This is a genomic window from Geodermatophilus siccatus, from assembly GCF_900103785.1.
Taxonomy (GTDB): domain Bacteria; phylum Actinomycetota; class Actinomycetes; order Mycobacteriales; family Geodermatophilaceae; genus Geodermatophilus; species Geodermatophilus siccatus.
Genome location: NZ_FNHE01000014.1, coordinates 91849 through 102822 on the forward strand (window position 1 = coordinate 91849; position 10974 = coordinate 102822).

Below are 10974 nucleotides of genomic sequence, written 5' to 3' on the forward strand. Positions count from 1 at the left end.
GGACGGCACCTGGCCGCGGTGTCGGCCGGTAGGCCGACGAGGGGCTCAGCCCTCGGAGCGGTCGAAGGGCACCGCGGAGTAGGCGCGCAGCTTCTCCAGCGAGTGCAGGCTGTCGATCAGCCGGATCGTGCCGGACTTCGAGCGCATGACCAGCGACTGGGTCGTGCACCCGCCGGACCGGTACTGGACGCCGCGCAGCAGCTCGCCGTCGGTGATGCCGGTGGCGACGAAGAAGACGTCGCCGCGCACCAGGTCGTCGATCTGCAGCACCCGGTCGAGGTCGTGACCGGCGTCGAGGGCCTTCTGCCGCTCGTCGTCGTCCTTGGGCCACAGCTTGCCCTGCAGCGCACCGCCCATGCACTTCAGGGCGCAGGCGGCGATGATGCCCTCCGGCGTGCCACCGATGCCCATGAGCAGGTCGACGCCGGTGCCCTCGCGCGCGGCGGCGATCGCGCCGGCGACGTCGCCGTCGGTGATGAACTTGATCCGCGCGCCGGCCTCCCGCACCTCGTGGACCAGCTGGTCGTGGCGGGGGCGGTCGAGGATGCAGACCGTGACGTCGCCGACGGAGCTGTGCTTGGCCTTGGCGACCCGGCGGATGTTCTCGGCGACGGGCGCGGTGATGTCGACGACGTCGGCCGCGGCCGGGCCGACCGCGATCTTCTCCATGTAGAAGACCGCCGACGGGTCGTACATCGCACCGCGGTCGGCGACCGCCATGACCGCGATGGCGTTGGGCATGCCCTTGGCCATGAGGGTGGTGCCGTCGACGGGGTCGACCGCGACGTCGCACTCGGGGCCGTTGCCGTCGCCGACCTGCTCGCCGTTGAAGAGCATCGGGGCCTGGTCCTTCTCGCCCTCCCCGATGACGACGACGCCCTTCATGCTCACCGTGCCGATGAGGGCGCGCATCGCGTCGACCGCGGCGCCGTCGCCGCCGTTCTTGTCCCCGCGGCCCACCCAGCGGCCGGCGGCCATCGCACCGGCCTCGGTGACCCGCACCAGTTCGAGGGCGAGGTTGCGGTCAGGAGCCGGACGGTCGGAGCGGAAGCTGCCGCCGCTGTGGGTCGCGGAGCCGTCGGGCAGGGGCAGGGACACGCGGACCTCCTGTGTCCGCCGCACGGACGTTGGGCGGCGGGGTGGGGCGATGAGTCCTGTCATCCTAGGGGGGTGAGCTCAGCCGGTCGGACCAGTCAGCCTCCCGCGCAGGCGCCCTCGCCGGCGATCGAGCGGGCCAACCGCCTGAGCGCGGCCAACATGCTGCGCTCGCTGGGCCCGCTGGTGCTGATCTGCCTGGCGCTGGTGGGCTGGATGTCGTTCAAGCAGTCCGACGTCGACCCCGTCCGCGAGGTCGACCCGGCCAGCACCGTGCAGCTCGCCGCGGCCCGCGCGGGTTACCCGGTGGTCGCCCCGGAGGGCCTGCCCGACGGTTACCGCCCGACCAGCGCCCGCACCGACGCCGGTGACGCGGACGCCGGCGACCCGGTCACCCTGGAGATCGGTTACCTGACGCCCTCGTCGGAGTACGCCGGCTTCGTGGTCAGCGACGACGCGCGGGTGAACGCGGTGGACGACGTCCTGGGCGGCGCGCAGGAGCAGGGAACCGTCGACCTCGACGGCCAGACCTGGACCCGGGGGACGACGGAGCGCGGCGAGACGGTGCTGTCCCGGACCGACGGCGACGTCACCGTGCTGGTCACCGGGTCGGCTCCCGACGAGGAGCTGGAGACCGTCGCCGGGGCGGTGCGGCCCTACTCGGGCTGATCGCCGGAGGTCGCGGCGGCGAGGCGCTCGCGGGCCCGGTCCAGCCAGTGCTGGCACAGCTCGGCCAGCTGCTCGCCGCGCTCCCACAGGGCGAGCGACTCCTCGAGGGTGAGTCCGCCGGCCTCCAGCCGCCGGACGACGTCGGCGAGTTCCTCGCGGGCCTGCTCGTAGGTGGTCGTCGGCTGCTCGTCGGGCTTCGCGCTCACGGTCACCCATCCTCCCTGGTCACCCGCACCGGCAGCCGGCCGCCCGCCACCCGCACCGACAGCCGCTCGTCGTCGGCCACCTCGCCCGGCTCCCGGACCAGGGAGCCGTCGGCCCGCTGGACGACGGCGTAGCCGCGCTGCAGCGTCGCGGCGGGGGAGAGCGCGGCGACCCGGGCGCGCGCGTGCTCGAGGTCGCGCTCGGCGCCCTCCAGCCGGTGCACCAGGGTCCGTCGCGCGCGGGTGCGCAGCTGCTCGACGTCGTCGGCCCGGCCGTGCAGCAGCCGCTGGGGGTCGGCCAGGGCCGGGCGGCTGCGGACGCTCTCCAGCCACCGTTCCTGCTGCTCCAGCCGGGCGCCGACCAGGTGGCGGGCCCGGGCGCGCAGCCCGTCGACCAGCCGGCGCTGCTCCCCGATCTCGGGCACCACGCGGTGCGCGGCGTCGGTGGGCGTGGCGGCCCGGACGTCGGCGGCGTGGTCGACCAGCGTCGTGTCGGTCTCGTGGCCGACGGCGGTCACCACCGGCGTCCGGCAGGCGGCGACGGCGCGGACCAGGCCCTCGTCGGAGAAGGGCAGCAGGTCCTCGACCGAGCCGCCGCCGCGGGCGACGACGATGACCTCGACCTCGGGGTCCCGGTCGAGCCGTTGCAGCCCCTCGATGACCGACGCGGCGGCCGACGGCCCCTGCACCAGGCTGTGGTGGACGGCGAACCGGATGGCGGGCCAGCGCCGGCGCGCGGTGACCAGGACGTCGCGCTCGGCGGCGCTGTCCCGCCCGGTGACCACCCCGACGACGGCGGGGGCGAACGGCAGCGGCCGCTTGCGGGCGGCGTCGAAGAGGCCCTCGGCGGCCAGCAGCCGGCGGATCCGCTCGATGCGGGCCAGCAGCTCGCCGAGGCCGACGGCGCGGATCTCGGTGGCGCGCAGCGAGAAGGACCCGCGGGCGATGTAGTAGTCCGGCCGCGCCCGCACGATGACGCGGGCGCCCTCGGTCAGCTCCAGGCCGGGGCGGTCGGCGACGTCCCGGCTGCAGGTGACCGGAACCGACAGGTCGGCGGCCGGGTCGCGCAGGGTCAGGAACACCGTCGCCGCGCCGCGCCGGGACAGCTGGGCGATCTGCCCCTCGACCCAGACCTCACCCAGCCGGCCGATCCACTCGGCGACCTTGCGGGCCACCGTGCGGACCGGCCAGGGGGCTTCCGGCGTGGAGGGGGAGGTCACCCCCCGAGCGTGCCAAACGGTTCCGACGCCCCGGAGAGCCGCCCGGGCGGCCCGTCCCGGATCCCGCCCTGAGCGCGCGGAGGGCGGGATCCGGGACGGGGCTCTCCCTCAGGCGCCCCGAGGGGCCAGCGGGCTGTCCTCGACGGCCTGGCGCTCCAGCTTCTCCAGCCGGTTGCGCAGCATCCGCAGGTAGGGCTCGCGGGCCCGGGTGGCCTCCTCGTAGGCGACCAGGTCCGCCACGGTGGCCAGCTGGTAGCCGCGCAGCCGGCCGCGCAGCTGGGCGATGGTGAAGCTGTCGTAGCCCTCGACGGGGGCGGTGCCGGCGGCCGCGGCGCCGGTGGTGTCCTCGGCCTCGTCGGCGGTCGCCGACTCGTCGACGTCGGTGCGGACGCCGGTCGCCGCCGCCACCTCGCCGCCGCCCTCGTCGGTGGCGACCGCCTCCTCGGTGCCGGCCTGGGCGGTGGGTGCCTCGTCGGTCACGGCAGAGGCGCTCGTGTCCTCGCCCCCGCCGACCTGGTCGTCGACCTGCGCGCCCGCGGCGGTGACGACCTCGTCGCCGCGGCCGGTCGCCTCGTGGTCGACCCCGGCCGGGGTGCCCTCCGTGGAGGGACGGGTGTCGGCGTCGCTGACCTCGCTGCCGAGCGCCTCGTCGACACCGGTCTCCTGCCGGTCGGCCTGGGCCGGTGCGCCGGGGGTGTCGTCGGCCGGCGCCTCGGTCGCGGCGGGTGCCTGGTCGGTGGGCGCGGCGGCGCTCTCGATGGGCGCCTCGGGCGCGGCCGCGCTCTCGGTGGGCGCCTCGGGCGCGGCCACGCCCTCGTCGGTCACCGTGCCCTCGACGGTCGCGACACCGCCGTCCGGGGTGAGGACGTCGACCTCGGTGGTGACGTCGGGCGCGCCGGCCGCCTCGCCGACGGGCGAGCCGCCCGGGTCGCTCGGCGCCGGGGCCTCGGTGGGTGCCGACGGGTGGACGTCGAACTCGGTGGCCTCGGCGTCCAGCAGGGACGCCGGCGGGGTCGTGGGGCTCTCGGCGATCTCGTCGGTGTCGACGGTCCCGGTGTCCCCCGAGCCGCCGTCGACCAGCGCGCTGTCGGGTGCGCCGTCGGCCTCCAGCAGCGCGGTCTCCAGCGCGTCCTCGGTCGTGAGGCCGGGCTCGGCGCGGTCGACGTCGAGGTCGGCGGCGGCCACCTCGTCGGTGATGTCGGCCAGGGCCTCGACGACCTCCTCGGGCGCCGGCTCGGCGGGCAGCCCGGAGACCTCGTCGTCGATCAGCGCGGCGACCTCCTCGGCGACCTCCTCGTCGTCCACCGGCGCGGAGGCGCGGTCGAAGGACGTCGGCTCGTCGAACCCGGGCGCGCGGTCGAAGGCGGAGGTGCGCCCGGGGGTCTGCTCGGGGAGGTCCTCGTCGAAGGTCGCCAGGCCGGGCTCGGCCTCGCCGCGCAGCCCGGTGAAGACCTCGTCCCCGCGGGCCACCAGGCCGGAGTAGTGCTGCTGCACCTTCATCGTGGCCTGCATGGCCAGCCCGATCACGCGCACGGGGAGGCTCGGCAGCGCCCGGGGCAGGTGGAGGGCGTCGTCGAGGACGGTGGCGGCCAGCCCGACCACCGCACGGACGACCTGTGGGATCTCACGCGACATGGCCCCACCCTGCCCCGAATCGCCGCGCCCGACACCCCGCTCTGGCGCGGACCACACCGATGGTGGTACGCGTCTCGCTCCTGGCGGTGCTCCCTGCGGAGTCCCGGTGTGACCCTGCTGACACCCGGGGGGCGGCGCCGCTGCAGGGGCCCGGTGTGAGCCTGCGAACACCGGGGGCAGGGGGCCCCTTCTCTACCATGGGGCCATGGCTGATCAGCGCGGACGTGTCCTGCTGGCCGATCCCCGGGGCTACTGCGCCGGCGTGGACCGGGCGGTGGTCGCCGTCGAGCGCGCTCTGGAGATCCACGGCGCCCCGGTCTACGTCCGCAAGCAGATCGTCCACAACAAGCACGTGGTGGCGACGCTCGAGCGGCGTGGGGCGGTCTTCGTCGACGAGACCGACGAGGTGCCGGAGGGCTCGGTCGTCGTCTTCAGTGCGCACGGCGTCTCCCCGGCGGTGCACCAGGAGGCCGCGGCCCGGCAGCTGAGGACGATCGACGCGACCTGCCCGCTGGTGACCAAGGTGCACCAGGAGGCCAAGCGGTTCGCCCGCGACGACTACGACATCCTGCTGATCGGCCACCGCGGGCACGAGGAGGTCGAGGGCACCTCCGGCGAGGCGCCCGGGCACATCCAGCTCGTGGACGGCGCCGAGGACGTGGCGAACGTCCAGGTGCGCGACCCGGAGAAGGTCGTCTGGCTGTCGCAGACCACGCTGTCGGTCGACGAGACGCTGACGACGGTCGACCAGCTCAAGACCCGCTTCCCCGGCCTGCAGTCGCCGCCCAGCGACGACATCTGCTACGCCACGCAGAACCGGCAGCAGGCCGTCAAGCAGATGGCCGGCGAGTGCGACCTGGTGGTCGTCGTCGGGTCGACCAACTCGTCGAACTCCGTCCGGCTGGTCGAGGTGGCGTTGGAGGCCGGCGCCCGGGCCGCGCACCTGGTGGACTTCGCCTCCGAGATCGACCCGGCCTGGCTCGAGGGCGTCGGCACCGTCGGTGTGACCAGCGGTGCCTCGGTGCCCGAGGTGCTGGTCGGCGAGGTGCTCGACTGGCTGGCCGAGCGCGGCTACCCCGACGTCGAGACGGTGAAGGCCGCCGAGGAGCGCCTGGTGTTCGCGCTGCCGCACGAGCTGCGCGCGAAGCGCGTCCAGAGGTCCGCCTCCGACCCGGCCTGAGCGAGGACGCCGTCCTCCTGGCGGACGAGCCCCCTCCCGATCCCGGGAGGGGGCTCGTCCGTCGGGATGGCGGCCCGTGCGGAGGCTCGCCGGGCCCCGTCCAGGGCACCGCCCTGAGCTCGCGGAGGGCGGGGAGGACGGGGTCCTTCCCCGGTGCGGAGGGCGGGCCCTCCGCTCAGCGGCGGGCGGCCCAGCGGATCAGCCCGACGACCGCCGCGGCTGCGGTGGCGACCGCCATGGCCGGGAAGCCGCGGATCAGCAGGGTGGCCACCGACGCGAGGTTCAGCGAGGCCGACGGCGCCAGCGCGGTGTTCAGCGCGGCCACGGCCACGTAGACCAGCGGCGGGGCGGTCACCGTGGTGAGCAGGTCGCTGCGGCGGACCACCAGGGTGGCCACGACGCTGGCCGCGGTCAGGGTCCCGAGCGTGGCCAGGCCCAGGCCGGTGCCGATCCAGGACTCGAGGGCCGCAGCGGCCAGGGTGACCAGGAAGACGGCGAGGACGGCCAACGCGCCGCGCACCCGGCCGCCTCTCTCGGACGTCCGCGCCGTCGCCCCGCGACCGCTCGGACGGCGGCCCGCGGGCCGGGGCTCGGGCGAGCGGGGAGCGCGGCGACGGTCGACGTCGAGGTCGGGCAGGTCGCGCGGGCGGTCCTCACGGCCCCGCGGCCGGTCGGCGTCGCGGGCAGCGGGACGGCCGCGCTCGGCGTCCCGGGGTGCGGGCCGCGCGCTGCGGTCGGCGGACGGGCGGGGCGGCAGCGGAGCGGGACGGTCGTCGCGGCGGCGCCCGGTGCGCGCCATGTCCTCGGGGAACGGCGGCAGGTCGGTCGACCGCATCCGCGGGGGCGGCGGCGGGACCGGCGGGCGGCCGATGCGCGAGACGTAGTCCGCCCCCTCGGGACGGGCGGCGACGCGCTGGTCGGCACGCCTCCCGGACTCGCGCCAGGTGTCGGCGGTCCTCACCGAGGCCATGGCGGACCTCCCGTCCCCTCGTGGCAGACCTCCGCACGGGGGTCCCTGTCACGGGCAACGGTAACGACGGCCGAGGCGGTCACGACGGAGGACGGCACCGGTGCGCGCTGTGCACAAGTGCCAAAACCGCAGGCCCGGATGCACATCCGGTGAGGACCGCGGGGTCCCTGTGACGCAACGGTGCGGACGTGACGACGGTGGCACCCCGGGTCGTGCCCGGGCTCAGCCGGTCGTGCCGTCGCGCTCCACGGGACGGGACCCGTCGTCCCGCGGCGACAGCTCCGTCGGCCGGGGCAGCTCCCCGGGCAGCGGCAGCTCGGTGGGCCGCAGCGTGCGGACCGTGGCCTCGACCGGCGGCGGCGTGGGCACCGGCGACTCGGCGACCCCCAGGTCGTCGAAGCGGCGGGCGGCCACGAGCACCGACCCCTCGTAGGAGCCGACCGTCTCGTTGTAGCGGGTCAACGTCGAGGACAGCGCCGAGCCCAGCCGGGTGAGGTGACCGGAGAGGGTGGACAGGCGGGCGTGCAGCCGGCGGCCCACCTCGAGCACCTGGTCGGCGTCGCGGGCCAGCCGCTCCTGCCGCCACGAGTAGGCGACGGTGCGCAGCAGCGCCAGCAGCGTGCTGGGGGTGGCCAGCACGACGTCACGGGCGAAGCCGTACTCCAGCAGCCCGGGCTCGGCCTCGAGGGCGGTGGTGAGGAACCCGTCGGAGGGCACGAAGAGGACGGTGAACGGCGCGGCCGGCCGGAACGCCGTGGGATAGCGGCGGGCGGCGAGGGCGTCGACGTGGGCGCGCAGCTGCCGGGCGTGCGCGGCGACCCGCTCGGCGCGCACCGCGACGTCCTCGGCCTGCACCGCCTCGATGTAGCCGGTGAACGGCACCTTGGCGTCGACCACCACCTGTCGGCCGTCGGAGAGGGTGACCACGAGGTCGGGGCGCACGCCGGCGCCGGCGTCGTTGGTGCTGGAGGGCTGCTCGACGAAGTCGCAGTGCTCGAGCAGGCCGGCGACCTCGACCACCCGGCGCAGCTGCACCTCGCCCCACCGGCCGCGCACGTGGGGGGTGCGCAGCGCGGTCACCAGCGCGGCGGTCTCCTGCCGGAGCAGCGCCGAGGTCTGCCCGACGGTGCCCATCTGCTCGCGCAGCTCGCCGTGAGCGGTGGCGCGGTCGCGCTCGATGCCGGCCAGCAGCCGGTGCAGGTGGTCGAGCGACTCGTGCACCGGCTCCAGGCCGTCGTCGGCCGGGCGGCGCCGGGACACCAGCGCGACGGCGCCGAGGGTGACCGCGGTGGCCAGCAGCGCGCCGACGAACAGACCGGTGAGCAGCGAGGCGGCGTCCACACCCAGAGGGTGCCGGACGTGACCGACACTTCCCGGCAGACACACGGCCCCCTGCCGGGGCCCTCCCACGCGCGTGGAGGGAGGACCCTGCAGGGGGCCGGGTCCTTGCTCAGACGGGGACGGGGGCGTGGGCCGCCTCGTGGTCGAGCAGCCAGCGCTTGACCGGCGTCCCCCAGCGGAAGCCGCCCAGCCCGCCGTCCGAGCCGAGCACCCGGTGGCAGGGGATGAACAGCGCCGCGGCGTTGCGGGCGCAGGCGTTGGCCGCCGCGCGGACCGCCGCCGGCCGCCCGCAGCGCGCGGCGAAGGCGGCGTAGGTGTCCGGCTCCCCGGGCGGGACGGTGCGCAGCACCTCCCAGGCGTCCTCGAGGAAGGGGCCGGAGCGCTGGCGCACCGGGACCTCGTCGATGGCGGTGACGTCGCCGGCGACGAAGGCCTCGACCGCGTCGAGCACCGGCAGGTGCTCGACGGGCTCGACCCAGGCCGGCCGCAGCGCGCGGTGGACGACGGGGAGGAGGTCGGCGACGTCGGCGGTCCAGCCGCTGGCGAGGACGGCGCCGTCGCGGGCCACGACCACGGTGAACGGCCCGGGCGGGGTCTCGACGGTGGCGGAGCGGGCGGGGAGCGGGGTCATGAGGCGCTCCGTTCGAGGGGGAGTGGGCGGGTGCGGGCGGTCGGGCGGGTCGAGAGCGCGGGCACGGCGAGCGCCCACAGGTGCATCACGGCGTAGGACCGCCACGGCCGCCAGCGGGTGGCGGCGTCGGTGTCGGAGCTGCCGAGAGTGGCCAGCGAGCGCCGCAACGCCAGGTCGTCGGGCAGCCACACGTCGGGGTCGCCCAGGCCGCGCAGCGCGACCAGTGCGGCGGTCCACGGGCCGATCCCGGGGACGGCGCGCAGCGCGCGGCCGGCCTCCTCGCGGTCGGCACCGGGGTCGAGCGTCACCGCCCCGGCCGCCAGCGCGCCGGCGAGCGCGTGCACGGTGCGCCGGCGGGCGCCGGTCAGGCCGACCGCGGTGAGGTCGGCGTCGGCCAGGGCGGCCGGGCGCGGGAAGGCGTGGGTCAGCGTGCCCACCGGCTCGGGCAGCGGCGTGCCCGCGGCCCGCAGCACCCGGGCGGTGAGCGTGCGGGCGCCGGCCAGGGAGACCTGCTGGCCGAGGACGGCGCGCACGGCCAGCTCGTCGGCGTCGGGGGAGGCGGGCACCCGGCGGCCGGGCGCGGCGGCGACGAGCCCGGCCAGCGCCGGGTCGGCGCCGAGGACGCCGTCGACCGCGGCCGGGTCGGCGTCGAGGTCGAGCATGCGGCGGCAGCGGGCCACCGCCGTCCCCAGGTCGCGCAGCGCGGGCAGCTCCAGCCGGGCGGTCACCGCGGGGCCGCCGTCCGGGGCGGGGGAGAGGTGCACGACCCCGGGCCCGTGCGGCAGGTCGAGCACCCGGGAGAACGTCGTCCCGTCCCACTCCTCCAGGCCGGGGACGGCGTGCACGCCGAGGAACAGCAGCACCTCGGCGGCCTCGTAGGGGGCGCGCGCGGCCAGCCGCAGCGTCAGCCGGCCGGGAGTGCCGGGCGGGCCGGCCGGCGCGGTCCGCCGCAGCTCGGTCGGGGTGGCGGCGAAGACCTCGCGGACGGTGTCGTTGAACTGCCGGATGCTGGCGAACCCTGCGGCGAAGGCGACGTCGGCCATGGGCAGGTCGGTGGTCTCGATGAGCAGCCGGGCGGTCTGCGCGCGCTGTGCCCGGGCCAGCGCCAGGGGACCGACGCCCAGCTCGCCGACGAGCAGCCGGTGCAGCTGGCGCTCGGAGTAGCCCAGCCGGGCGGCCAGGCCGGGGACGCCGGAGCGCTCGACCTCGCCGTCGCCGATGAGCCGGACGGCGCGGGCGACGACGTCGGCGCGGGTGTCCCACTCCGGCGAACCGGGGACGGCGTCGGGGCGGCAACGGCGGCAGGCCCGGTACCCGGCGCCCTGGGCGGCAGCCGCGGTCGAGAAGAAGGCGACGTTGTGCGGCAGCGGCGTGCGGGCCGGGCAGGACGGGCGGCAGTAGATGCCGGTGGTGGCGACCGCGGTGAAGAACCAGCCGTCGAACCGGGCGTCCCGGCTGGCGACCGCGCGGTAGCAGCGTTCGGCGTCCAGGGGCGGGGTCACGCGACGAGCATGACAGCGCCGGGGCCGGGGGACTGGCGGTTTCCGGACGCGGCCGTGGGTCCGGGCGGGCGCGACGGCAGGGAGCCCGGCTAGGTGTACTGATCGGGCAGGTTGGTGCACCGCGTGGTGAACGGTCGATCTTGATGTGGGGAGGGACCTCCGGGTTCGGTGTGAGAGCCGCCAAGCACTCACCCAGACCCCAGGAGGTCCCTCGTGGTCCACCGTAATGCGCCGCTGACCGAGACCGGTCGGCTGCGGCTGGCCCGCTGCATCGTCGAGGACGGCTGGCCGGTCGCCCGCGCCGCGGAGCGGTTCCAGGTCTCTCGGCCCACGGCCACCCGCTGGGCAGACCGCTACCGCGAGCACGGATCGGCCGGCATGGCCGACCGCTCCAGCCGGCCACGTCGCAGCCCGCGGCGCACGCCGGCTCCGGTGGTGCGTCGAATCGTGCATCTGCGCTGGAAGCAGCGGCTGGGCCCGGTGGGCATCGCCGGTCGGGTCGGCTGCGCCGCCTCCACCGTGCACCGG

11 protein-coding genes are annotated in these 10974 nt (G+C 76.5%); 3 read left to right on the top strand and 8 right to left on the bottom strand.

Going from position 1 to position 10974, the window contains the following annotated elements:
- Positions 1 to 45: 45 nt before the first annotated feature.
- Positions 46 to 1098: a class II fructose-bisphosphatase gene (gene glpX / locus BLS21_RS21715; RefSeq protein ID WP_217636236.1), complete on the bottom strand. Its 1053-nt coding sequence runs from the start codon at positions 1096 to 1098 to the stop codon at positions 46 to 48.
- A gap of 72 nt (positions 1099 to 1170) precedes the next feature.
- Here glpX and BLS21_RS21720 point away from each other — a divergent pair, with 72 nt between their 5' ends.
- Positions 1171 to 1764, top strand: a complete 594-nt coding sequence (locus BLS21_RS21720) for a DUF4245 domain-containing protein (protein ID WP_091223408.1) — start codon at positions 1171 to 1173, stop codon at positions 1762 to 1764.
- On the opposite strand, the gene BLS21_RS21725 is transcribed toward BLS21_RS21720, so the two are convergent.
- The 3 genes from BLS21_RS21725 to BLS21_RS21735 all read right to left on the bottom strand — a co-directional run bounded on the left by BLS21_RS21725 (position 1752) and on the right by BLS21_RS21735 (position 4822).
- Positions 1752 to 1970, bottom strand: coding sequence for an exodeoxyribonuclease VII small subunit (locus BLS21_RS21725; RefSeq protein ID WP_091223443.1), 219 nt, complete (start codon positions 1968 to 1970; stop codon positions 1752 to 1754). The two genes, BLS21_RS21720 and BLS21_RS21725, sit on opposite strands and share 13 nt — an antisense overlap.
- A 2-nt stretch (positions 1971 to 1972) precedes the next feature.
- A complete protein-coding gene (xseA, locus tag BLS21_RS21730; RefSeq protein ID WP_091223410.1) occupies positions 1973 to 3187 on the bottom strand; it encodes an exodeoxyribonuclease VII large subunit in 1215 nt (404 codons plus the stop codon).
- Between the two features lie 108 nt (positions 3188 to 3295).
- The gene (locus tag BLS21_RS21735; protein ID WP_091223412.1) at positions 3296 to 4822 is read right to left on the bottom strand and encodes a hypothetical protein; all 1527 of its coding nucleotides are present in this window, start codon (positions 4820 to 4822) and stop codon (positions 3296 to 3298) included.
- Positions 4823 to 5027: 205 nt separating this feature from the next.
- On the opposite strand from BLS21_RS21735, the gene BLS21_RS21740 reads away from it, so the two are divergent.
- Positions 5028 to 6002: a 4-hydroxy-3-methylbut-2-enyl diphosphate reductase gene (locus BLS21_RS21740; protein WP_091223414.1), complete on the top strand. Its 975-nt coding sequence runs from the start codon at positions 5028 to 5030 to the stop codon at positions 6000 to 6002.
- A 175-nt stretch (positions 6003 to 6177) separates the two neighbouring features.
- Here BLS21_RS21740 and BLS21_RS21745 read toward each other — a convergent pair whose 3' ends face one another.
- The 4 genes from BLS21_RS21745 to BLS21_RS21760 all read right to left on the bottom strand — a co-directional run bounded on the left by BLS21_RS21745 (position 6178) and on the right by BLS21_RS21760 (position 10446).
- On the bottom strand, positions 6178 to 6972 hold the full coding sequence (locus BLS21_RS21745) for a DUF6542 domain-containing protein (RefSeq protein WP_091223416.1): 795 nt from the start codon (positions 6970 to 6972) through the stop codon (positions 6178 to 6180).
- 222 nt (positions 6973 to 7194) lie between these two features.
- Positions 7195 to 8313: a DNA recombination protein RmuC gene (locus BLS21_RS21750; RefSeq protein ID WP_091223418.1), complete on the bottom strand. Its 1119-nt coding sequence runs from the start codon at positions 8311 to 8313 to the stop codon at positions 7195 to 7197.
- A 109-nt stretch (positions 8314 to 8422) separates the two neighbouring features.
- Positions 8423 to 8944, bottom strand: a complete 522-nt coding sequence (locus BLS21_RS21755; RefSeq protein ID WP_091223419.1) for a methylated-DNA--[protein]-cysteine S-methyltransferase — start codon at positions 8942 to 8944, stop codon at positions 8423 to 8425.
- Positions 8941 to 10446, bottom strand: coding sequence for an AlkA N-terminal domain-containing protein (locus BLS21_RS21760; protein WP_091223421.1), 1506 nt, complete (start codon positions 10444 to 10446; stop codon positions 8941 to 8943). The genes BLS21_RS21755 and BLS21_RS21760 overlap by 4 nt, the downstream gene beginning before the upstream one ends.
- A 213-nt stretch (positions 10447 to 10659) precedes the next feature.
- Here BLS21_RS21760 and BLS21_RS21765 point away from each other — a divergent pair.
- On the top strand, positions 10660 to 10974 hold a 315-nt coding region (locus BLS21_RS21765), incomplete at its 3' end, for a helix-turn-helix domain-containing protein (RefSeq protein ID WP_139177001.1).

Bases quoted from the DNA above. Each gene is read 5' to 3' on its own strand.
- BLS21_RS21740 (WP_091223414.1), top strand. From the start codon at position 5,028: ATGGCTGATCAGCGCGGACGTGTCCTGCTGGCCGATCCCCGGGGCTAC.
- BLS21_RS21745 (WP_091223416.1), bottom strand. From the start codon at position 6,972: ATGGCCTCGGTGAGGACCGCCGACACCTGGCGCGAGTCCGGGAGGCGT.
- BLS21_RS21755 (WP_091223419.1), bottom strand. From the start codon at position 8,944: ATGACCCCGCTCCCCGCCCGCTCCGCCACCGTCGAGACCCCGCCCGGG.
- BLS21_RS21735 (WP_091223412.1), bottom strand. From the start codon at position 4,822: ATGTCGCGTGAGATCCCACAGGTCGTCCGTGCGGTGGTCGGGCTGGCC.